Below are 23,019 nucleotides of genomic sequence, written 5' to 3' on the forward strand. Positions count from 1 at the left end.
AAAGGACGTGCGCATGCTGCACGCACAGGACCTCGGCGGCGCCTGGACTCTGGAGGGTGACTCCCATTCGCTGACCGCGTCGGTGCCCGGATGCGTCCACACCGACCTGATGGCCGGCGGCCGGCTGCCCGACCCGTTCCTCGACGACAACGAGAAGGCGGTCGCCTGGGTCGGGCGTGCCGACTGGCAGTACAGCCGGGACCTGGCGTGGGACGGGCCCGGACACGAGCGCGTCGACCTGGTGTTCGAGGGCCTGGACACGGTGGCGACGGTCGAGCTCGGCGGCGTCCCGCTCGGCTCGTCGCGCAACATGCACCGCAGCTACCGGTACGACGTCACGGCGCTGCTCGCCGGCGGCCCGCAGCGGCTGGTCGTGGACTTCGCATCGGCGTACCGGGAGGCCGAACGGGTCGCCGATCTGCTCGGGCCGCGCGACAACGCCTACCCGGAGCCGTTCAACTTCATCCGCAAGATGGCCTGCTCGTTCGGCTGGGACTGGGGTCCGACGCTGGTCACCGCGGGCATCTGGCGTCCCGTACGGCTCGAGGGCTGGAGCACCGCCCGGCTCGCCGCGGTCCGGCCGCTGGCGACCTTCGACGGCGCGGGCCGGCTCGACCTGAGCATCGACGTGGAGCGCACCCGGTCACGGGATCTGCGGGCCCGCGTGCTGCTGGACGAGCGGGAGATCGCCACGCTGGAGCTGCCGGGCTCGGTCTCCTCCACCTCCTCTTCGAGCGACAAGATCGACGTCGGCCCGGTGCTGCCGTGGAACCCCCGCGGCTACGGCGAAGCCACGCTCTACGAGCTGACCGTCGAGCTGCTCGACGGCGACGAGGTGCTCGACCGCTGGCAGCGCCGCACCGGCTTCCGGACCGTCACGCTCGACCGGACCGGCGGCGGATTCGTCTTCCAGATCAACGGATCGCCGGTGCAGATGCGCGGCGTCAACTGGATCCCGGACGACATCTTCCCGTCCCGGATGAACCGGCAGCGCTACGAACGCCGGCTGCGCGAGGCGGCCGACGCCGGCCTCAACCTGATCCGGATCTGGGGCGGCGGCATCTACGAGGACCGGGCCTTCTACGAGGTCTGCGACGAGCTCGGCCTGATGGTGTGGCAGGACTTCCTGTTCGCCTGCGCCGACTACCCCGAGGAGGAGCCGCTGTTCTCGGAGGTGGCGGCCGAGGCCCGCGAGAACGTCGCCCGCCTGGCGCCGCACCCGAGCCTGATCACGTGGAGCGGCAACAACGAGAACCTGTGGCTGCACAAGGCGATGGGCTGGAACGACGACCACAGCTGGGGTGCGAAGTACTACCTGGAGACCTTGCCGGGCATCGTCGCCGAACTGGACCCGAGCCGGCCCTATCAGGCGGGCAGCCCGTGGTCGGGCAGCTGGGAGCACCAGCCCAACGACCCCGACCATGGAACGTTCCACTCCTGGGAGGTGTGGAACCGGGAGGACTACCTCAACTACCGCGACTCGGCGCCCCGGTTCGTCGCCGAATTCGGCTGGCAGGCGCCCCCGGCGTGGACCACCCTGCGCGAGGCGGTCTCCGACGACCCGCTGCTTCCCGATTCGCCCGGCGTGCTGCACCACCAGAAGGCCGAGGACGGCAACGGCAAGCTGGCCCGCGGGCTGGCGCCGCACTTCGGCCCGGCCCAGCCCGAATCCACCGAGGCGTGGCATTACCTGACCCAGCTCAACCAGGTGCGGGCGATCCGCACCGGCGTGGAGCACTGGCGCTCGTACTGGCCGCACACCGGCGGCTCGATCCTGTGGCAGCTCAACGACTTGTGGCCGGTCACGTCGTGGTCGGCGATCGACGGCGCCGGCCGCTACAAGCCGCTGTACTTCGCCCTGCCGGAGATCTACGCCGACCGCGCGCTGACCGTGCAACCGCGCGACGGCGGACTCGTGGTGGCCGTGCTCAACGACCACCCCACCGAGTGGACCGGGCCGCTGCTCCTCGAACGTCAGGACACCGGCGGCGCGGTACTCGCTACGGTCACCCGGTGGGTCAGCGTGGCCCCGCGGTCGGTGATGCTCGTCGACATTCCGGAGGCGGTGGCCGGGTTCGGCGACCCGGCCGGCGAACTGCTGGTCAGCCGGTTCGGCGACGTTCGCGCGCTGTGGTTCGCGGTCGAGGACACCGGGTTCCGGCACGACGATCCGGGTCTGACCATCGACGTCCGCACCGTTTCCGGCGGGCTCGACGTACGGGTGCAGGCGGTCGGCCTGGCCCGCGACGTCCTGCTCCAGCCCGACCGCATCCACCCGCAGGCCGTGACCGACAAGGGGTTCGTCACGTTGCTGGCCGGCGAGTCGGTCGTCTTCCACGTCCGCGCGCCCGTCGACCTCGACCCCGCGTCGGTCAAGGCCCCGTGGGTGCTGACCAGCCTCTCGGCGGTGCTCTGAGACGGTTGATCGGGGCGGCCCACGCCGTCGCGGTCGTGATGCAGTAGCCCGGCCATGTCCAGCAGGAAAACGGCCAGGTCCCGGGCGCTGCCGGGACCGACGGCTACCTGGTCGATCGCCGTCTGAAGAACGGCGGCCGGCGCACACCGGGCCACTGGCCGGGCCCGCGTGAAACGGCAGTGCCGCCGACCGCCACGAGCGACCACCGACGACGCGTCGGGCCGGTCCGTACGGCGGTCGGTGATGCCTGGTGCCGGGCCGGCCCGATAACCGACGGCCGGGCCGGCGTGCCGTACGAGCCGCGGTTCGCCGCCAGCTTGATCATCGAGGCGGCATAGTTCCTGGTCAGACTGACTTCCTATCTTCCTAGGATGCTCTACGCGCTGTGGTTCCGCTGACAGGTGTCGGTCGCCCCGCTGCCACTCACCACGGATGTCACCGGTGTCATCGGGCCGCAGTCGTTCACCTTGACGCAGTCGGCTGCTACACGCTGACCATCGCGCGACCGCAACGTCATGAAGCGAAGGCGTACCGGAACGTCGGGACAGCAAGCCCGGCCGAGCGGTCCGAGTCAGTGGACGCCGGCGGTGTGGCCGGGAGCGATGGAGGCCTGCACGACCAGGGCCGCGGCCCCGATGGCGGCGGCGTCGCGCGGCTGTGCCGACAGGTCGACGACGACTTCGTGGCGGTAGCGGGCGTGCGCGACCCGGGCCAGCTCGGTGCGCAGCCGGCGGGCGTAGATCGAGCCGGCGATCGCGACGCCCGGGCCGGTCAGCACGATGCGGCCCAGGTCGAGCAGGTTGACCATCGAGGTCACGGCCGTGCTGAGCCGGGCCGCGGCCTCGTCGACGACCGCGAACGCGTCGTCGTCCCCGCTGACCGCGGCGCGGGCGATCGCGTCGTACGCGGCGACGACCGTTCCGTCCAGCTCCAGCCGTCCGGCCAGACCGGGGCGGGCCCGGGCGGCGTCGACGATGGCCGCCATCGAGGCGTACCGCTCCACACAGCCCCGGTTGCCGCACGGGCAGGGCCGGCCGTCGTAGTCGATGGACACGTGCCCGAGCTCGCCCGCGTCGAAGCTCGCCCCGCGGAACAGGGAACCGGCGAAGACCAGCCCGGCGCCGATGCCGGAACCCAGATAGACGCAGCCGAACGACTGGTCGCGGGTGACCCGGCGGCTCCAGAACTCGCCCAGCCCGGCCGCCGCGGCGTCGTTCTCGACCAGCACCGGAACCCTCAGCCGCTCGCCCAGCACGGCGGGGATCCCGCTCAGGTCGCGCCCGGCCGACTCGAGACCCGGCCGGGCGGTCGGGGCCACCACGGCCAGCCCTTCGACGCGGTCGCGGGGCAGGTCGAGGCCGTCGATGAAGTCGTCGAACCGGGCGGCGAGCTGATCGGGCAGGCCGGCGTCACTCAGCGGGACCACCTCGCGGCCGATCACCCCGCCGGTGAGGTCGATGGCGACACAGGTGATCGAGTCGGGGCCGAGCTGGAAGCCGAGCCCGAACCGGGTGGCCGGGTTGATCGCGAGCAACCGGCGCGGCTTGCCCCGGGCCGAGCCGGCCGACCCGGTCTCGTGGATGACTCCGTCGGCGATCAGGTCACGCACGATGTTGGAGATCGACGGCTGGGTCAGGCCGGTCAGCTCGGCCAGCTCCACCCGGCTGATGGTGGTGGCCGAGCGGACCACGTCCACGATCAGGGCGCGACTTCCCGGTCCGGCTGCTGGCGTTTCTCGACGAGCCATGGCGGTACGGTATCGCCTGGGGACGAAACCGGAGGAAATCCTTGACACAGGTGCAGCGGCGGGTCGGCCTCGTGCTGGCGCGGGCCTCCCGAGTGCTGGGTGAGGAACCGTACTACCACGAGTTCCTCGAGGGGCTGGAGCGCGTGCTCACCCCGGCCGGTGTGTCGGTGCTGGTCAAGGTGGTCACCGACCGCGCGGCCGAGAAGGCGACGTACGAACGCTGGGCGGCCGGCGAGCAGGTCGACGGGGTCGTGCTGGTCGACCTGTCACCCGATGACGACCGGGTTGATGTGGTGCATCGGCTGGGCCTGCCCGCGGTCGTGCTGGGCGCCCCGTCGACGGCGTCGGGCCTGCCCACGGTGTGGACCGACGACGCCGGTTTCGCCCGCGAGGCGATCCGGTTCCTGGCCGGCGGGGGCCACGAGGTGATCGGCCACATCAGCGGCCCGATGTCGTTCGCGCACACGCAGCTGCGCCGGGAGGGCGCGGCGGCCGAGGCGGAGACGCGGGGCGTGCGGCTGCTGCATGCCGAGGGCGATTACTCGTACGAGTCGGGCCGCGCGGCCACCGCGAAGATCCTGACCGGCGCCCCGACCGCCATCGTGTGCGACAACGACCTGATGGCCCTGGGTGTCCTGGACGATCTGCGCGAGCAGGGTGTGGCGGTGCCGGCCGGCGTCTCGGTCATTGCGTGGGACGACTCCGCGCTGTGCCAGCTGGCCGTGCCGCCGCTGTCGGCGATGAGCCACGATGTGAGCCGCGTCGGCGAGCTGGCGGCCCGCGCCCTGCTGGACGCGATGGCCGGCGTGGAGCCGGCGGTCTACCAGGCCCCGGCGGCCCACCTCGTGGTCCGCGAAAGCACCCGCTGAACCGTCCGTAGTGGACTGGTAACGTGCCGGGCATGCGTCGTCGAGAAGTGCTCGTGTTCGCCGCGGGCCTGCCGCTCGCGGCCGCCGGACTGGGTGCGGCGTCGGCTGCGGCGTCGGCCGTCGTGGGGCCGCCGCGGGGGCGGGTGGCCGGGCTGCTGGCGCGCGAGGATCATCTGGTGCGCCCGGGCAACCAGAAGCGGTTGCACGGGCTGGTGCTGCGGCTGCCCTGGAACGTCGCGCAGCCCACGTCGGGCACGGAGTTCAGCGAAGAGGCGAAGGCCCTGTTGGACCGGGCGGAAGGCGTCGCCCCCGAGGAGCGCTATCCGTTCCTGAAGCTTCGCCTGGTCGCCGGGGAGAGTCGCCGGCCTGGGCGCTGGGGCTCGGTGACGGTCCGCTGACCAAGTGGATGGATCCGGAGGACGACAGCGAGCACACCGTCCCGCAGTGGTGGCACGACGACTTCCTCGCCGCCTACGAGCAGTTGCTGACCGCGCTGGCCGGCGTGCTCGAGGAGCGGCCGCGCTGGGCCGAGGTGACCGTCTCGGCCACCTGCACGCTGTACGCGGAGCCGTGCGTCAAGCAGTTCGGGGTGGCGGCCAACCGGGGCAAGGCGCTCGCTGTCGGCTACACCGACACCGCCGATCAGGACGCCTTGAAGTGGGCGATGGCTGCCCACGACCGGATTCTCACCCCGCTGGGCATCACGTCGTCGGTGGCGTACAACCCCTGGCAGACCATCGAAGGCGGCGCGGTGAAGGTCAGCCCGGCCACCACCATCGCCCTGATGGAACACCAGAAGGACACCATGGGCCCGTACGGCGTCTGGGCCAACAACTCCCTGAGCGCCCGCTGGGACGGCGACGAGCCGGTGCAGACCCGGCCCGAATACGAGGCGATGTACCAGCACATGACCGCGGCCGCCGAAGCCGGGCATCCGGTGCAGTTCCAGACCGCGACGCTCGCCAAGATCCAGGCGGCGGACGGGTCGGCCTACGCCACCGCGTCCTGGGCGGCCCGCCACGCCGTCTCGGTCGAGCTTCCGCGCGGCTGGGAGCAGGACGCCGGCGACCTGATCGACCGCAACCGCGCCGACGAGCTCAACGGCCGGTTCGAGGAGAACGCCGCAGCCACGTTGTGAGCTCGGAGCGCCGGTTCCGGATCACCGAACGGGGCAGGCGTCTTGCTTCAGCGACGGACGGACGGCCGCCAGGATCAGCAAGATCCACATCAGCCGGGCGTCGTAGTAGTCGCCGGAGAACATGCCGGCGACGCCCACGAAGATGCCGCAGTAGGCGACCGTACGGCATTCCAGCGAACGGTCCGCCCGGGGCGTCCGGGCATACGTACGGCGTAGTTGGTAGAAGACGGCGAGCAGGAGGAGTACGCCGATCACTCCACCTTCGGAGGCCACCGCCAGCAGCAGGTTGTGCGCATATTTCTCGCCGATGCCCAGGTTGGCCAGCACGGAGAAGCTGGTGATGCCGCCGCCGGTGAAGGGCCGTTGCAGGAACATGTTGAGGGCCGCCCGGAAGAGGATGTCCCGGTTGGAGGTGTAACCCTGCTGGAAGGTCGACGCGACGAAGCGTTCCTCGACGAAGGCGATGATCGTGTCACCGGCGAGCAGCCAGCCTGTTCCCAGCAGACCGGCCACCAGCAGAACCGGCTTGAGGCCGCCGTGCGACCGTATGCCCGGCAGCAGGGCCGGGGAGGCCAGCAGCACGGTGATGACCAGCGCCGCGAGGCCGCCGCGGGACCCGGAGGCGACCGCGCCGGTGAGGAACGCCGGGATGCCGAGCAGCCAGACGAGCCGGCGTCCGCTGCGGATGTAGAAGTAGGCGGCGGCCAGCATCCCGAGCACCATGATCCGGACGAAGACGTTGGGTCCGCCGCCGGGGGCGGCCCACCGTTCGGTGGAGGAGGCGCTGAGGCCGGACGCCGCCGCGAGGAAGTAGATGCTCGCGGTGGCGTAGAAGCAGCCGAGCGTCACGGTGACCACCCGGTCGCGGTCCCATTCGGCCAGCGAGACGTAGACGAACACCAGCACGGCGATCGCCGCCAGGTCGCCGAGCGCGGCGCCCTTCGCCGCGGACGGTGGGGCCCAGGCCGCCGAGAGCGCCTGATAACCGAGGAAGGCCAGGAAGGTCAGCAGGCACCGGCTGCCGGTGTGCCGGCGAGCGGGAGCCTGCCCGAATTCCAGGGCGAAGCTCATCAGCAGCGCGGCGAAGAGCGGAACCCGCAGATCGTCGAACAGCGGGACGTCGAGGCCTACCCTGCTCAGGGTGAAGTGGCCGGCCAGCACCCCGATGAAGGCGACGGTGACGACGAGACCAGGTTGGCGCACCTTCGCGCCGGCGGCAACTGTCACGGCGTCCGCTTCGAAGTCTCCTGCCGCACCGCGAACCAGGAGACGAGGCCGAGTGTTCCGGCGGCCGCCGCGAAAGCCAGCATTGCGGCGACGGCAACGTCGAGCGCGGACGCGAGCATGAGGGTCAGCAACACCTGGACGGCGAGGCAGCCGACCGGCAGTCCGGCCGTCACGGGTGCCTCCTGCAGCGCGTCCAAGGTCGGCCGGATCGCATAGAACATGGCCAGCGGCGGCGCGGCCAGCAGACCCAGGCGAAGGACCGTGACGGCCGGCGCGAACTCGGCGCCCAGGAACCGGTCCACCAGCATCGGCGCGAGCAGGGCGATCAGCACGGCGAACAGCGCGGCGAGACCGGCCGCGGCGACCGGCAGGGCCACCAGGGCCCGGCGCAGATCGGGTCCACCGTCGCCGCGGTGGAAGTGCGCGCTCAGGCGGGGCAGCAGGACGGGCGACAGCATGCCGAAGAACACGCAGACCATGGTCACGGCCGAGGTCGCGAAGCCGGCGTAGCCCGCTTCCGGTCCGCCGGGCCGTGCGTGGGCGACGGCGACGGCGGGAAACGCGAACAGCGCGGGCAGGGCCAGGTCGCCGGGCAGGCGCCGCAGGCCGTACCGCAGCAGCGTGGGCAGCGTGGGCTGCGGTTCGTTGCGTACGGCCGGTGACGACCGGGCCAAGGCGGCGGCGCACAGTCCCACCGCGGCCATGCCGCAGCCGTACCGGACAACGAAGGTGTCCACCCCCGACGGGGGCAGGAAGGCGGCCACCGGCACGACGGCGAACCCGGTGAGCGAGGTGACGTTGGCCGACCGGGCCTGGCCGGTGCCGCGGAGCACGGCCACCGCCATGGTGCACAGGCAGTTGCCGGCCAGCAGGACCACGATGGCGGCCACCGCGGCGACGCCGCCGCTGAGCCCGAGCAGCTTCGCCACCGAGCCGGCCGGCGCGAGCACGGCCGACGCGACGGCCGCCAGCAGGATCAGCTGGGCGCCGAAGGCCCGCCGGGCCAGCGCGGTCCCGGCAAGGCCGGCGCAGGGCAGGTGGCGTTGCACGGCGGTGCCGAGGCCGGCCAGCGCCAGCGGCTGCAGGCCGGCCACGACACTGCGCGCGATCTGGTAATACGCGAAGCCTGCCGCGCCGCTCCGCTGGGCCACCAGATGGAAGAGCATCAGGTGGATGGCGAGCGTGGACCACTGCACGGCGGCCGTCTCGGCGTAGTCACGCCGTACCGCCGCCGGCACGGCTCGCAACAGCAGGCGCAGCCGGCCGGCTGTCTCAGACATGGGCCCCGGCGGTGCGGACCATGCGGTCCAGCATTTCGTCGGTGCGGGGGTGGCCCAGCACGGCGAGCGCGGTCAGCTTGAGGATCCGCAGGTCCACGGCCATGCTCCGGTGCCGCACGTACGCGAGCCCGAGTTCGATCTTCCCGGGCCGGATGAGTTCGTCGTACGCGAGGTCCGGGTCCGGCCGGCTCGCCAGGATCTCTCCCTCGTTGCGATAGCGGATCGACGCCCAGTCGGTGATGCCGGGCCGGACGTCGAGCAGGTGTCGTTCCTGTTCGGTGTACCGCTCCACGTCCCACAGCACCTGCGGCCGGGGGCCCACCAAACTCATGTCGCCGCGCAGCACGTTGAGGAACTGCGGCAACTCGTCCAGCTTCCACCGGCGCAGGAACCGTCCGGTGCCGTTCACCCGGGGGTCGGCGTTGGACGTCGAGTCCCCGCCCAGCCGGGCCGCGTCGACGACCATGGTGCGGAACTTGAGCACGTTGAACGTCGCGCCGCCCCGGCCGGCCCGCGGCCCCCGATAGAGCGCCGGCCCGCCGTCCCGCCGGATCCGCCAGGCGATGACGGCGGCCGCCGGCGCCGCCGCCGCGAGCACGGCCGCCGAGACGCCGATGTCCATCGCCCGCTTCGCCAGCTCGTACCCGACGCCCGGCCGGCTCATGATCGCTCCTTGACCGGCGGGGCCACCGGGACGGCGACCGAGTAGAGGTAGACCCGCGAGCCCACGCCCCGGTGCAGCGAGGTGCGGCCGTGCAGCCGGGCGCCGGACTTCTCGTAGAAGCGGTGCGCCCGCTCCAGCTGGTCGCCGCTGATCGCCTTGACCGAGGTCTCGCCCTGCTCGCCGAACCACTGCAGGAGCCGCGCCAGCAGGAGGTCGGCGACGCCCCGGCCGCGCCAGTCCGGCTCCACCACGAGGTTGATGATCTCGGCTTTGGGCAGCCCCGGGTCCGCAGTGGCGGGGTAGCGCAACGTTTCGATCGCGCGGCGGATCCGGGATGGGCTCAGCAGCCGGGGCACCATCACCCGCAGCGCCACCGGCCAGCGGGCGCGCAGGAACTCCCGGAACAGCGCCGAGGTGTCCCGGGAGCCGCAGATGTACCCGACGGGCGTGCCGTCCGGCGACTCGGCCACGAAGATCGCGCAGTGCCGGCTCCCGGCGAGGTGCCGGTAGAGCAGGCGCAGCACCGGCTCGCCCAGGGAGGACAGGAAGCCCTCACGCACGCCGCTGCGGTGCATCCGGGCCACCGCGGCGATCTGCCGGTTGCTCAACGGCGGCGTGCTGATCCGCACCTCCGGCTCAGCCATCGCCGCGACCGATCAGCTCGGCCGGCGCCGTTCCGGTGGCGCCGGGCTGGGCCGGGCGGCTGGTGGGCCGGGGATCGACGATGCCCCAGATCGAGCCGACGCCGTAGATCACGTGCGTGGCGGTGAACGCGACCGGCATCGCGGCCAGCAGCCCGGGATCGCGCGCCCGCCAGGCCAGTTGCGCGGACGCGGAGAGCACTGTGCCGCCGTACGCGGCCAGGGTTGCGGCGGCGACGCGACGGGCCACCGCCGACCGGGGCGCCAGCGCGGCGGCGGCGCCGAGACCCAGCACGAAGCCAAGCGGCGCGAAGTTGCGCCACCCGCCGATCCACCGGCCGACCAGCCTGCTCGCCCGGAACGGCCAGTACCCGGCCTCGAAGATCCAGCCGCCGAAGTGCCGCCAGTCGCTGCGCGCGTAGTAGGTGCATTCGATGTCCGGCAGCAGCAGGATCTTCCCGCCGGCGGCGCGCAGCCGCTGGTTGAACTCGCGGTCCTGGGCGCGGGTCAGCTTCTCGTCGAACAGGCCGACCCAGTCGAACACCTCGCGGCGCCAGCAGCCGCCGAAGACTGTGTCCACCCACTCGGGCTCGGCGGTGCCGACCCGGTACTTGGCATTGCCGGCGCCGACCGGATGGGTGGTGGACAGCGAGATGGCCCGGCCGAGCAACGTGTCGTCGCGCGGCAGCGACTTGCGGATGCCGCCCACGTTGTCCGCGTCGGGGTGTGCCAGCAGCGCTTCCACGCACTTGCGCAGGTAATCGCGCCCGTAGACGGCGTGCACGTCGAGTCGGATGATCACGTCGCCCCGGGCCTGCCGGATCGCGCGGTTGAGGGCGACCGGCTTGCTGCGGCCCGGATTGTCGATCATCTGCAGGCCCTGGTCGCGCAGCATGTACCGCTGCACGATCTCGCGCGTGCCGTCGTCGCTCATCCCGTCCACGAGCAGGATCTCCCGCCGATCCCGCGGGTAGTCGTTGGCCAGCACCGAGTCGAGGAAAGCCGTGACGAACCGGGCCTCGTTCCAGCACGGAATCACGACGCTGAGGAAGGGCAGCTCGGTCATGACGACATCCCGAAGAACCGGCGGATGCTGTCCGCGACGTAATCGACGTGCTGGTCCTCGAGCTCCGGGTACATCGGCAGCGAGACGACCCGGCGGCAGAGCCGTTCGGTGTTCGGCAGCCGCCAGTGCTCCAGACCGAGGCCTTTCTGCCGGTGCAGCGGTATCGGCCAGGAGATCAGCGTCTCGATGCCGTCCGCGCGCAGGTGTTCCGCCAGCCGGTCCCGCTCGTCGGTGGTGACCGGATAGTTCTGGTAGACGTCGTGCCGGCGGCTGTCCGCGTCCGGGCCGACCGGCAGCTCCAGCCCGGGCACGTCGCGCAGCCGCTCGTCGTACCGGCGGGCCAGCTCGCGACGGCGCTCGATCCCGTCGGGCAACCGGCCCAGCCGCCAGTCCAGTATCGCCGCCTGCAGGTTGTCCAGGCGGCAGTTGTAGCCCCAGCCGTCCAGTTCGGCCTTGGCCACCCGGCCGTGGTCGCGCAACGCCAGCAACCGGTCGGCCAGCGCCTGGTCGTCGGTGAGCACGGCGCCGCCGTCTCCCAGCGCGCCGAGCATCTTGGCCGGATAGAACGAGTAGGTGCTGGCGAGCCCGAAGGTGCCGGCGGTGCGGCCGTCGAAGGTCGCGCCGAGCGCCTGGGCCGCGTCTTCGAGCACCACCGCATCGACGGAGTCGGCCGCCTTGCGCACCGCGTCCATGTCGACCGTACGCCCGTTGAGGTGCACCGGAATGATGACCTTGGTTCGTTCGGTGACCAGGTCGGCGAGCTGGTCGGTGTCCATCAGGTGGTCGGCGCCGATGTCGGCCAGCACGGGTACGGCGCCACGCAGCACGAACGGCGACATCGTGGCGACGAAAGTGTGCGCGACGGTCACGATCTCGTCGCCGGGACCGATGTCCAGCGCGTGGGCCAGCAACCGTAGCCCGTCCGTGCAGTTGCTCACCCCGACGGCGCGGGCCGAGCCGGTGAAACGGGCCAGGTTCTGCTCGAAGTCGCTCAGCTGGTGCCGCAGCATCAGGTCGCCGCGGGCAATGGTGTCCTCGATGATCGGGAGCAGCTCACCGCGCTGGCGGCGCCACTGCTCGGGATAGTCGACGAACTTCACTCGCCAGTTCACGGTTTGCCTCCAATTGATCGAGCACGTGCCGGCTGATCGCAAGCGGTTCGAGGCCGTGCGCCGCACGCAGATAGTTCTGGTCGCCGACGAGGGAGAACGTCCGGTTCGGCAGCCCGATGCGGATGAGCGGCGCCGAGTACGGCAGTTCGGCCAGCGTCTCCGCGACGGTGCTGCCCAAGCCGCCGACGATGGAGTGCTCTTCGACGGTGACGATCGCGGCGTACCGTGCCGCCGCCTCCCGGACCGCCACCACGTCGAGCGGGCTGAGCCACGGGAACGAGCGGACGTCCACCGCCAGCCCCGCCTCGTCCAGCAGGTCGGCCGTACGGCAGGCCACGTCGAGCATCGCGCCCGTGGTGAACAGCGCCACCGCGCCGCCGGCATCGCGCACCGGAACCGACTCGCCGCGCATCAGTTGCAGCGGCCCGGGGTGGACGGCGGGCTCGCCGTCCTTGCCGAGCCGCAGGTACGCCGGGCCGCCGTTGGTGATCAGGTCGGCCATCACCGCCTCGGCCTCCACCGGGTCGCCGGGCGCCGCGACCGCGATGTTCGGGATGGCCCGCATGATCGCCAGGTCCTCGGTGGCGTGGTGGGACATGCCCAGCGCGCCGTACGCCATGCCGCCGCCCACCGCGACCACAGTGACGTCGGCGTGGTGGTAGGCGATGTCGTTGCGGATCTGTTCCAGGCAGCGCAGAGTCGGGAAGTTCGCGATCGAGTAGGTGAACACCCGGGCGCCGCCGAGCGCGATGCCGGTGGCGACCCCGGCCATGTTCTGCTCGGCCACGCCGACGTTGAGGAACTGGCCGGGGCACGCCTCCAGAAAGGGCTCGACCACCCGGAAGCCGATGTCCGCGGTGATGAGCATGATGTTCGGGTCGCGGCGGGCGGCGGCCGTGAGCGCGGTGAAGAACTGGGTCCTCATCGCCGGTGCACCTCGTCGAGCGCCAGCACCAGCTCAGCCTCGTCCGGATGCCGGTAGTGCCAGAGGACTTCGTTCTCCATGAACGAGACGCCCTTGCCCTTGACCGTGTGGGCGATGACGCAGCGGGGCCGCCCACGACCGGCGGGACGCGGTATGGCGAGTGCGGCGGCGAGCTCGGCATGGTCGTGACCGTCGACCTCGATCGTGTCCCAGCCGAACGCCTGCCACTTGGCCGCGAACGGCTCGAGCCGCAGCGTCTCCTCGGTCGGCCCCATCGACTGCAGCTTGTTGTAGTCGACCACCGCCACCAGGCCGGCCAGGTCGTGGTGGTTGGCGAACATGGCCGCTTCCCAGATGCTGCCCTCGTCGCACTCACCGTCTCCGAGCAGCACATAGGTCAGCCAGTCCTGCCCGCAGGCCCGCGCCCGCCAGGCGAGGCCGGCGCCGATGGACAGCCCGTGGCCGAGCGAACCGGTGGAGATCTCGACACCCGGCACGCCGACGTGACTCACGTGGCCGGAGAGGAACGAGCCGTTCTGGTAATGCTCGTCCAGCATGGCCGGCGCGAAGAAACCGGACTCCGCCAGTACCGCGTACAGTGCCGCGCCGGCATGGCCCTTGCTCATGATGAACCGGTCCCGGTCCGGCCACTCGGGGTCGGCCGGGTCCACTTGCAGGATCGACGTATAGAGCACGGCCAGGACGTCGGCGCACGACAACCCGGAGCCCACGTGCGAACTGCGTCCCACGTTGGTCATGCGGAGGATGTCCGCGCGGACAGCGCGCGCGAGGCGCGACGAGGCGGTGAGGTCCGGCGAGGCCATGTCACATGACCGCATAACTCACGTACGGATCGAAGTCGAACCGGCGTAGCTCCAGCCGGTTCAGGCCGACCTCGTCGAGGGCCGCGGACGTCTCGCCGGGCCACAGCGGGTTGTCCAGCTGGTCGAAAGCGACGATGGCTCCCTTCGGCAGGCGGGGCAGGAAGTGCCGCAGCGCCGTCAGCGTCGGCTCGTAGAGGTCGAGATCGAGGAAGAGCAGGCTCACGACGAGGTGCGGGTTCTCCGCCACGAACTGCGGGATGGTGGTGGTGACGTCGCCGCGGATGAGCCGCGCCTTGGGAATGTGCCCGAGGAAGCGGTCGGTGTCGTAGATCTCGATGAGCCGGGACAACTCCTCGTAGCTGTTCGCAGCGAGATCACCGGCCGCGGCGCCCGTGCTGCCGGGCCGGTCCTCGGCCCCGACTGCCGGAAAACCGGCGAAGGAGTCGAAACCGTAGATCCGCCGGGTCAGATTGGTGGGCTCGAGCGCGGCGCTGAGCTGGGCGAAGGTCATGAAACTGGCGCCCCGGAACACGCCGCACTCGACGATCGACCCCTTCACCGGCAAGGCCAGTTTGAAAAGCTCGTACAGCGCGGCGAAGCGGGTGACCTGCGCGCGGCGGGCGTACCGGAACATGGTGGCCAGCCGGGTCGGGAGGTCATCCGCACTGCCCTCGAAGACCTCCGCGATGGCGCCCGGAACCCGGCGCTCGGCCTCGGTCTGCAGGCCGCCGGGTGCGCTCGTCGGTGTCTGCGCCACGATGGGCTCCTTCTCGTTGCGGCATTGGACGTCCACGGGGGTCACACCGCCGAGCCGGGAACACCGGCGATCCAGGCCGCAACCGGCAGGTGCGTGCAGGATCGCCGCCACCACCGTGCGCGGCCGGCCGGCTCGGTGGGGGCCGCACCGGTCTGCGCCGCGTCCGGCGCCGGGCGGTCGCCGGCGTACCGCCCGAACTGGGGAAAAGAGTCTCCGTTCTTACTCGGAACCATATTCAGAACGCATCCGATAATGCGCGCGTCGACGGCGCGCAATGCGCGGGCGGCGGCGGTTGCCTGTGCGTTTTTCGTCTTTCGTGCCCGCACCACGAGAAGCGCGCCGTCGGTGCACGCCGCGATCACCGCGGCATCGGTTACCGCGAGCAGTGGCGGGCAGTCGAAGATCACGATATCGAACCGTCCCCGCAATTCGTGGACGAGTTCGATCATCCGTGGCGAACTGAGCAATTCGCTGGGATTGGGCGGGCTCTGCCCGGTCGACAGCAGCCACAGCCCGGCACCCCACGGTTGCAGAGCCTGCTCCACCGAAGCGGCGCCGACCAGCACGGTGCTCAGGCCCGCGGCGTTGCTGCGGCCCAGGAACGAGGCCAGCCGGGAACGGCGTAACTCGGCGTCGACGATCAGCACCCGCCGGCCCGCCTCGGCGAACAGCAGCGCCAGGCTGCAGGCGGTCGCCGAGCGGCCCTCCCCGGGCACCGCGCTGGTCACCGCGATGGTCCGCACGGGGTGATCCGGGTCGGCGTACTGCAGGCTGGTCCGCAGCTGCCGCAGCGCCTCCGCACGCGGGGAGTTGGTGTCGGACACGAACGGACCGGATCGGGCGGGCGCCTCCGCGTCGGTCGGCACCCGCGCGAGAACCGGGGCGGACACCAGTTCCTGCAGGGCATCCACAGTCCGTACGGTCGAGTCGGTCACTTCCCGCGCCACCACCGACGCGGCCCCGACGAGCAGGCCGACCATGGCGGCCAGGGCCAGGTTGTCCAGCGGGCGGGGCGCCACCGGGTCGTCCTCCAGGCGCGGTCCCTCGACAACCTCGACCCGTACCGAGGGCTGACCGCTCTTGGTGTTGGTCTCCAGCGACCCGATCACCGTACGAAATTGGTCCACCAGCGCCGTTGCCAGCAGCTGAGCCCGCTCCCGGGACCGGTCCTCCACGCTGACGCGCAGCATGACGGTGTCCGCGACGGTCTCGGCGGTGATGCGCTCGCCGACCTCGCGGGCGGTCAGCCCCAGACCCGGCGTCCGGGACAGTGGCACGGTGATCCGGTCACTGTTGAGCAGCGCCGCGTACGACTTGAGCCGGCTCTGCGAGAACATGCTGGCCGGCAGGAGATCGGCCGAGGCGTCGCTCGGGGTGGCGAAGAAGAAGGTCACGGCGGACGCGTACACCGGCGGCGTGCGGACATTGACGACGAAGGCGACGGCCAGCGCCAGCATCAGGGAGACCACCGGCAACCACCAGTGCCGCCGCACAACACGGAGATAATCCCGTAGCCCCATCGAGGCCTCCCGGTGCAGCGGCTGAGATTCACGATAGGCCGCGCCTTTCGCTCCGCACTGCATTTTGAGGAATCCGCTCCAAATGGCGCGGGCTGATAATCTGTGTGTAGATCGACCGGCTCGCCCAAATCCATTTCGGGGCTGGAGTTGTCAATGTTGCCAATGAGAAATTTGCGAGCCGCCAGGTGGTTCTACTGCCGGGTCATCCCTTTTGCCGCCGACGGCGCCGCCTGGGCCGTCGGCCTTGTCGCGGCCGTTCTGACCCGGTACGGATTCGATCTGGACCGCAGCCGGGCCGGCGGTACGGTGGCGGCGATCGTGCTCGCCGTGGCCCTGCATGCGGCCGTCGGCCATGCCCGCCACCTCTACCGCGGCCGGTACCCGCTCGCCAGCTTCGACGAGATCCGCGCGGTCGGTGACACCGTCGCGATCACGGCTCTGCTTCTGCTCGCGCTCGACATCACGTTCGCCGATCAACTGGTGCCGGCCGTGGCGCCGCCGCTCGGCGGCACGGTCGCCGTGGTTCTGATGGTGGCGGCGCGCGGCGTTCGCCGGCTGCGCCTGATCCGCCGGAACCGGCCGGACCTGAGGCTGGCGTCGCCCGTGCTGCTCTTCGGAGCGGGCGCCGCCGGCATCCTGCTGGTGCGCTCGATGCTGCATGACCCGGCCGGACGCTATCTGCCGGTCGGCCTGCTCGACGACGACCCCGCCAAACGCAACCTGCACGTCGACGGGGTGCCGGTCATCGGCCGGCGGACGGATGTCGCAGCCGCGCTCGCCCGCACCGGGGCCGACACGGTGATCTTCGCGGTCGCCAACGCCGAGGCCGAGCTGATCCGCGACGTGCGGGAGCGGGCGCTGGCCGCGGGCGCCGAGTTCAAGGTCGTACCGACCGTCAGCGAACTGACGGATCACCCGGTCGGCGTACGCGACATCCGCGACGTCGACGTCACCGACTTGCTGGGCCGGCATCAGATCGACACCGACCTGGACGCCATCGCGGGCTACCTGACCGGCAAGCGGGTGCTGGTCACCGGCGCCGGCGGCTCGATCGGATCCGAGCTCTGCCGGCAGATCCACCGGTTCGGCCCGGCCGAACTGATGATGCTGGACCGCGACGAGACGGCGCTGCAGGCTGTGCAGCTCTCGATCGACCCGATGGCGTCGCTCGACGACCCGTCGGTGATCCTCACCGATCTGCGGGACACCGCGCGGGTCCGTGCCCTTTTCCGCCGGCGCCGGCCACAGGTGGTCTTCCACGCCGCGGCGCTCAAGCACCTGCCGCTGTTGCAGCGCTACCCGGGCGAGGCGGTGAAGACCAACGTCTGGGGCACGCTCGCCGTGCTCGACGCCGCGGACACCGTCGAGCGCTTCGTCAACATCTCCACCGACAAGGCCGCCAACCCGGTCAGTGTCCTCGGCCTGTCCAAGCGGATCACCGAGCGGGTCACCGCCCACATCGCGCGGCACCGGCGGGGCACCTTCCTGAGCGTCCGGTTCGGCAACGTCCTCGGCAGCCGAGGCTCCGTCTTCACCACTTTCAGCGCGCAAATCTCCAACGGTGGACCGATCACCGTCACCGATCCGGACGTCACCCGATACTTCATGACGATCCAGGAGGCGGTGCAGCTCGTCATCCAGGCGGCGGCCATCGGCAGCGACGGCGAGGCCCTGGTGCTCGAGATGGGCAAGCCGGTCCGGATCGACGAGGTGGCCCGGCAGATGGCGGATCTCGCCCCGAAACCGGTCGAGATCGTCTACACCGGTCTGCGGCCCGGCGAGAAACGGCACGAGGAACTGTTCGGCCTCGGCGAAGTGGACCAGCGCCCACGTCACCCGCTGATCGCGCACGTGGAAGTTCCCCCGCTCGACCCGGAACGGGTCCGGCGCCTGGACGCCGACGCCGACCCCGAGGTGGTGATCGCTCAGCTGGACGCCCTGTGCCACAGCGTGCCGGATCTGCCTCGGCACGGATCCGTGGCCCGGCGCCCGGGTCTCATCTCGCGGAGGGCCTCAACCCGGGCAGCGGGGGGCCTGCTGGACTATTGACCGCGGCTGACCGCCTCCTCGATCGCCGCGCGGAGCCGCTGCTCCTCGCCCGCCCGGTCCCGGTGCCAGGCCGCCGACCACACGCGGTGCAGCCGCCACCCGAGCCCTTCCAGCAGCTCGTCACGGAGCCGGTCACGGTCGCGGGCCGCCGCCGAGGCGCGATAGCCCGCTCCGTCGCTCTGCACGCCGAGCGCGTAGACCTCCTCGTCGTGCTCGGGGTGCCGCACCGCGAGATCAACGCGCCAGGACGACGCACCCAGGTCATGGTGCACCTCGTAGCCCCACGACGCGATCGTGGCGGCCAAGGCCTCCTCGAACGGCCCGGCCGGCTCGCGGACGTCCTGGCCGTCCGGCGCCGGTACCCGCCCGCCGCGCTCGGCGTAGTCGAGGTAGTCGGCCAGCAGCCGGACGCCCTCGTTGTCCGACGGTGGGATGTCACGCGCCCGGATCGAGCTGACGATCTCGATGCGTTCCCGGGCCCGGGTGATGGCCACGTTCAGCCGGCGCCGTCCGTTCGACCGGTTGAGCGGCCCGAAGTTCGTGCTGATGCGCCCCGCCTCGTCGTAGCCGTACCCGACGGAGAAGATCATCACGTCGCGCTCGTCGCCCTGCACGGATTCCAGGCTCTTGACGAAGAAACCGTGCAGACGCGCACCTTCACCGAACGGGTGCCGGGTCGTATCCGGACCCAGCGCACGATCGACCGCCTGCTGGACCGCTTCGGCCTGCGCGACCGAGAATGTCACCACACCGAGGCTCCGGCCGGGCCGCGTGGCGAAGTGGTGCACGACCCGCTCGGCCACCCGCTCGGCCTCGATCGGATTCTTTCGTCCGGTGCTGCGCCGGTAGACGCCCGGAACCCGGAACAGCTCGATCCCGGTGTCCGGGCCCGTGCCGGCCGCGCTCGGGAACGTCACCAGACGCCCCTGATAGAAGGCATGGTTAGCGAACGCGATGAGCGCCTCGTGCCGGCTGCGGTAGTGCCAGAGGAGGCTGAGCTGCCGGAATGCCCCGCAAGCCTTGGCCAGCTCCAGCACCGACTGGAAATCCTGAACGTCCGTCGCGGCCGTTGCTCCGTCCGGAACCGCCGATCCCTGCCGGAAGAAGGACGTCGGCGGCAGCTGCCGGTCGTCGCCGACGGCGATGAAGGCATCGGCGCGGTAGACGCACGGGATTGCCTCGGCGGGCGTTATCTGGGACGCCTCGTCGAAGATGACGACGTCGAAGCGCACGTCCGGCGGCAGATATTGACTGACGGCCAGCGGCGACATCAGAAAGCACGGCTTCAAGGCCTGAACCGCATCAGCGGCCCGCGCGATCAATTCGCGGACCGGCAGGTGGCCGGCTGCCTTCGCGGCTTCGCGGGCGATCAGGCGCGTGCCGGGCGAGACGGCCGGGCGGCGCGCCGAGATCCGGGCGCGGATCTGGGCCGGCGCGGCACCGACACGACGCCGGTCCAGGCGGCGGAACTCCGCTACCAGCTCGTCGCGCTCGGCCCCGGGCACCGGCCGGATCCTGGAGTCGGTGCGCAGGACATGCTCGGCCCACGCCCGGTTGACCGCGTGCCGCAGGATCGGACCGATCGCCTCGCCGGGCAGGTTCCGCCCGGCGCAGAAGTCAATGACCGGTCCAAGCCCGAATCCGTCGAGCTCCTCGCGGGCCGCCATATGATCGAACCACTCGTCCGGCCCGGTGACGTCGGCCCGCAGAGCGCCAAGCAGACTCGCGGCCCGCTCGTAGTCGGCCAGATCGCCGGCGATCTCCGGCCGGCGGGCCGGGCCGAAGGCCGCGACGATCACCTCGCTATCGCGTTCCCACGCGCTTGCCAGGCCGGGCAGCGTTTCGTCCGGCTGGGCGGCGTGCAGCGCCGCCACTTGCTCGCCGGTGAGCGGCCGATCCGATCCGGTGACCGACCGGCGCACCGCCGAGGCCCAAGCGATCGCCTCGGCCAGGGTTTGTTCATCCACCTCGGTGAGCGCCCGGCCGGGGCCGGCCAGTAACGCCTGCCGCTCCCCGTCCGCGGTGATCTGCTCCTCGGCCTCGGCGACCGCCCGCCGGAGCCGGACCAGACGCCCGGCCTCGGCCAGGTCGATCTCCCGCCCGATCGCGGTGCTGAACGAGCGCGCCGCCCGCGCGGCCGAGGACAACGGCGGCACCCAGGCCCGTAACCAGGCAACCGCGTCGGCGATCGTGCCCGCCGCCGGCTCCGGGTGCAACGGCTGCCAGCGCTCGAAGGCGGCCCGCACGTCGGACACCAGGCGAATGGCCTCGGAGTCGATGGGCGCCATGGCGACGTATCGCGCGACGGCCGGAAGCAACCCCGGCGGTGACCGGCGTACCGCTTCCGCAGCCAGCTGAACGGCCTCGTGCAGCGCGGCGAAGTCGGTAGCCAGCCCTTGCCAGTAACGGCCGAGCGCCATGGCGTAGGACCGTTCCGCCGCGGCCAGATCCCACCGGGCCCGCTGCCACGCCACCGCAGTGTCGAGCCGTGCCATCGCCCCTCGCACATCGGCGCCCGGGACCACGAAGGCGGCGACCGTGCGCCGGTCCCGGCGACCCGTGGCGGAAAATCGGCGCAAACCTCTCCGGCTGTCCACGACACGCGACGAGATCTGCTCGAGCGGCAGGGTGAGGACAGCCTCGGTGAAGTAAGCGCGTGCGCGCATCTCCGTGGCCGCCATCGTCTCCAGGCAGCGCCGTAACGTCGCGGCCCCGATCGACACAGTGGCCAGAACGCCGGGGCCGAACCAGAACTGTTCGGGCGGGTGTGGCCGGCCGCCCAGCTCCACGATCGAGGCCACCCCGCAGAGGTCGGCGAAGGAGACCACCGGTGGCAGGCCGAGCCGGTCGGTGATCCGGTCCAGGTCTTCTTGCCGTCGTGCCCATTCGCCGGCGTCCTCGGCGTATCGCCGGGCCAGATCCTCCGCCGCTGCGGCGGTGAGCGTCGCTAGTTCGCCGGGCAGGTCAGGCACGTCGATGTCGGCCGGCAGGGCGGACGACGGCACACCGGCGCGCTCCCGGACCGCCTCCTCGGCCTGTCTCAGCACGGCCAGCCGGCGGCGCAGATCCGTCAGCGCCTCCTCGACCGGTCGCAGCGTGGCCGCGGTCAGCCATCCGTCGCGCACCTCGGCCGGTCTTCGCGCAGCGTGGCCGATCAGCTCGGCGAGAACACCGGCCCGAGCCGGATGTCCCAGACCGAAGGCGTCCGCCACCACGGCGTTGCGCCGTGACGCCACGGCCAGCCGCTCGAGGGTGACCTGGGCGCCGCCGAGCACGGCCTCCAGGGGCGCCGGGTCGGTGACGTGCCGCCAGACGAAGGCCTCCGCGCGCGCCGCCCGCCACGTCCGGGCCAGCCGGTCGGCCGCGTCGCCGATCCGGAGCATCGAGGACGCGGTGAGCGAGGCCGGATCGAGCGCCGGGGGCGGGCCGTCCGAGATGCCGGCGACCGGTGCGCAGCCACCGGCCACGTCGTGCAGTCGTTCACCGAAGGGCTCCCGTACCTCGTTGACCGCGGTGGCGTAGGCGGTGAGCTGCTCCTCGATGTCGCGTAGCCGTTGGCGGTCGCCGGCCGGCGACCCGGCTCGGGCCGGACCGGGCGGTACCGCGCTCAGCTCCCAGGCCGCGCCCAGGGCCACCGCCACCTCCTTGCGGCCGGCCTGATGGCTGTGCAACTCCAGCAGGTACGGGTCCAGGCCGGCGCCGGCCAATCGGCTGCGCACCACATCCAGCGCCGCGGCCTTCTCCGAGACGAAAAGGACCCGCTTACCGGCCGCCAGCAGGCCGGCGATCATGTTGGCGATGGTTTGCGACTTCCCGGTGCCCGGCGGGCCGTCCATCACGAAGCTGTGCCCGGCCGTCGCGGCGGCGATGCAGGTTCGCTGCACGGCATCGGCGTCCAGGACGAGAGGCGCCTCCTCGCACGGCGCGAGCCGGTCGACGTCGGCCGGCGCGATCGGGGTGAAATCGAAAACGTCGCTCCGCATCTGGGCGCCGGTCACGGCGAGTGCCCTGACGACGGGGTGCGCCAGGATCCGGGCCTCGTTGTCGAGCAGGTCGCGGTGCAGCGCCTCGTTGTGGAACGTGAAGCAGGAAAGCAACGCGGCCGGGGCGAGATGCCATCCGTCCCGTCCGGCGACCGCGGACGCTATCGAGGCCCACATGTGGGGCACGTCGTCCTGCGCCGCCGAGTCGATCGTCGTCAGGTCCACGCCGAGCTCACGCAGCCGGACGACGAGCGCGGGATTGACCACGGCGTCGTCGTCGCGCCACCGGATCACCGCTTGCTCACCCGGACGGACGGGCAGCTCCAGAGTCACCGGAACCAGCACGGCCGGGCTGGCATATCCCGTACCCTGCTCGTCGCGCCAGTGGAGCACACCCGCGGCAACGTGCAGCACGGAGACGCCGCGATCGAGATGTTCGAGTTCCGCGGTGCGGTGCAGGCGCCGCAGCACGGCGGCGGTCAGCCGCTCGGCGCCCTCGCCGGCGTGTTCGGGCACCACACTGCCGAAGGCGCACGCACCTTGCTCCCGGAGGACGCGGAGCAGATCTTCCGGCGCCGGGCTGGTGATCTCCACCAGGGAGCCGCGGGCGGCGCCCACCTCCAGCAGCCGGCAGTTGCTGCCCAGGTCGACGAGGCTGTCGCGCCAGAGCCGCAGCGCGGTCCGGAGGTGCCCGTCGTCCCGCATGTTCCCGATTGCACCAAGTCCGACGCGGGCGCGCTGCCGATTCGCCCGGTTCTCCGCCGCCCGGGCGCACCCCGGACAGGCTCGCTAGGATCCAGG

Annotated in this window: 17 protein-coding genes; 5 read left to right on the forward strand and 12 right to left on the reverse strand. The window is 71.6% G+C overall.

The features are described 5' to 3' along the window. The first annotated feature begins 13 nt into the window (after positions 1-13). The gene (locus tag ACZ3I4_RS21150; protein ID WP_465383677.1) at positions 14-2,416 is read left to right on the forward strand and encodes a glycoside hydrolase family 2 protein; all 2,403 of its coding nucleotides are present in this window, start codon (positions 14-16) and stop codon (positions 2,414-2,416) included. A 571-nt stretch (positions 2,417-2,987) separates the two neighbouring features. On the opposite strand, the gene ACZ3I4_RS21155 is transcribed toward ACZ3I4_RS21150, so the two are convergent. Next, a complete protein-coding gene (locus ACZ3I4_RS21155; protein WP_465383678.1) occupies positions 2,988-4,163 on the reverse strand; it encodes an ROK family transcriptional regulator in 1,176 nt (391 codons plus the stop codon). A gap of 50 nt (positions 4,164-4,213) precedes the next feature. On the opposite strand from ACZ3I4_RS21155, the gene ACZ3I4_RS21160 reads away from it, so the two are divergent. Genes ACZ3I4_RS21160 through ACZ3I4_RS21170 form a run of 3 tightly spaced genes read left to right on the forward strand, consistent with a single transcriptional unit; the run spans position 4,214 to position 6,170 of the window. Then, complete coding sequence (locus tag ACZ3I4_RS21160) at positions 4,214-5,032, forward strand: LacI family DNA-binding transcriptional regulator (protein WP_465383813.1); 819 nt, start codon at positions 4,214-4,216, stop codon at positions 5,030-5,032. Positions 5,033-5,064: 32 nt separating this feature from the next. Further along, a complete protein-coding gene (locus ACZ3I4_RS21165; RefSeq protein WP_465383679.1) occupies positions 5,065-5,430 on the forward strand; it encodes a hypothetical protein in 366 nt (121 codons plus the stop codon). Positions 5,431-5,438: 8 nt separating this feature from the next. Beyond that, positions 5,439-6,170 carry a hypothetical protein gene (locus ACZ3I4_RS21170; protein WP_465383680.1) on the forward strand — a complete coding sequence of 244 codons (732 nt, stop codon included), beginning with the start codon at positions 5,439-5,441 and terminating at the stop codon, positions 6,168-6,170. A gap of 21 nt (positions 6,171-6,191) precedes the next feature. Here ACZ3I4_RS21170 and ACZ3I4_RS21175 read toward each other — a convergent pair whose 3' ends face one another. Genes ACZ3I4_RS21175 through ACZ3I4_RS21220 form a run of 10 tightly spaced genes read right to left on the reverse strand, consistent with a single transcriptional unit; the run spans position 6,192 to position 16,135 of the window. Continuing rightward, positions 6,192-7,397 (reverse strand): O-antigen ligase family protein, encoded by a 1,206-nt coding sequence (locus ACZ3I4_RS21175; RefSeq protein ID WP_465383681.1) that lies wholly within the window; start codon positions 7,395-7,397, stop codon positions 6,192-6,194. Next, positions 7,394-8,677: a lipopolysaccharide biosynthesis protein gene (locus ACZ3I4_RS21180; RefSeq protein ID WP_465383682.1), complete on the reverse strand. Its 1,284-nt coding sequence runs from the start codon at positions 8,675-8,677 to the stop codon at positions 7,394-7,396. The genes ACZ3I4_RS21175 and ACZ3I4_RS21180 overlap by 4 nt, the downstream gene beginning before the upstream one ends. Then, a complete protein-coding gene (locus ACZ3I4_RS21185) occupies positions 8,670-9,341 on the reverse strand; it encodes a sugar transferase (RefSeq protein ID WP_465383683.1) in 672 nt (223 codons plus the stop codon). The genes ACZ3I4_RS21180 and ACZ3I4_RS21185 overlap by 8 nt, the downstream gene beginning before the upstream one ends. Next, positions 9,338-9,985 carry a GNAT family N-acetyltransferase gene (locus ACZ3I4_RS21190; protein WP_465383684.1) on the reverse strand — a complete coding sequence of 216 codons (648 nt, stop codon included), beginning with the start codon at positions 9,983-9,985 and terminating at the stop codon, positions 9,338-9,340. The genes ACZ3I4_RS21185 and ACZ3I4_RS21190 overlap by 4 nt, the downstream gene beginning before the upstream one ends. Further along, the gene (locus ACZ3I4_RS21195; RefSeq protein ID WP_465383685.1) at positions 9,978-11,048 is read right to left on the reverse strand and encodes a glycosyltransferase family 2 protein; all 1,071 of its coding nucleotides are present in this window, start codon (positions 11,046-11,048) and stop codon (positions 9,978-9,980) included. The genes ACZ3I4_RS21190 and ACZ3I4_RS21195 overlap by 8 nt, the downstream gene beginning before the upstream one ends. Continuing rightward, on the reverse strand, positions 11,045-12,160 hold the full coding sequence (locus ACZ3I4_RS21200; RefSeq protein WP_465383686.1) for a DegT/DnrJ/EryC1/StrS family aminotransferase: 1,116 nt from the start codon (positions 12,158-12,160) through the stop codon (positions 11,045-11,047). The genes ACZ3I4_RS21195 and ACZ3I4_RS21200 overlap by 4 nt, the downstream gene beginning before the upstream one ends. Further along, positions 12,102-13,085, reverse strand: coding sequence for a transketolase family protein (locus ACZ3I4_RS21205; protein WP_465383687.1), 984 nt, complete (start codon positions 13,083-13,085; stop codon positions 12,102-12,104). The genes ACZ3I4_RS21200 and ACZ3I4_RS21205 overlap by 59 nt, the downstream gene beginning before the upstream one ends. Then, positions 13,082-13,909, reverse strand: a complete 828-nt coding sequence (locus ACZ3I4_RS21210; protein WP_465383688.1) for a transketolase — start codon at positions 13,907-13,909, stop codon at positions 13,082-13,084. Before ACZ3I4_RS21210 ends, ACZ3I4_RS21205 begins: the two co-directional genes overlap by 4 nt. A gap of 1 nt (position 13,910) precedes the next feature. Continuing rightward, entirely contained in the window at positions 13,911-14,666 is a 756-nt protein-coding gene (locus ACZ3I4_RS21215; protein ID WP_465383689.1) for a TylF/MycF/NovP-related O-methyltransferase, read from the reverse strand. Between the two features lie 41 nt (positions 14,667-14,707). Continuing rightward, positions 14,708-16,135, reverse strand: coding sequence for a tyrosine-protein kinase domain-containing protein (locus ACZ3I4_RS21220; RefSeq protein ID WP_465383690.1), 1,428 nt, complete (start codon positions 16,133-16,135; stop codon positions 14,708-14,710). A gap of 213 nt (positions 16,136-16,348) precedes the next feature. On the opposite strand from ACZ3I4_RS21220, the gene ACZ3I4_RS21225 reads away from it, so the two are divergent. Then, the gene (locus ACZ3I4_RS21225; RefSeq protein WP_465383691.1) at positions 16,349-18,235 is read left to right on the forward strand and encodes a polysaccharide biosynthesis protein; all 1,887 of its coding nucleotides are present in this window, start codon (positions 16,349-16,351) and stop codon (positions 18,233-18,235) included. Here the strand turns inward: ACZ3I4_RS21225 and ACZ3I4_RS21230 are convergent. Beyond that, the gene (locus ACZ3I4_RS21230) at positions 18,229-22,923 is read right to left on the reverse strand and encodes an AAA domain-containing protein (protein WP_465383692.1); all 4,695 of its coding nucleotides are present in this window, start codon (positions 22,921-22,923) and stop codon (positions 18,229-18,231) included. The genes ACZ3I4_RS21225 and ACZ3I4_RS21230 overlap by 7 nt on opposite strands. Positions 22,924-23,019: the final 96 nt, after the last annotated feature.

It is taken from the genome of Actinoplanes sp. NPDC021490, assembly GCF_055562135.1.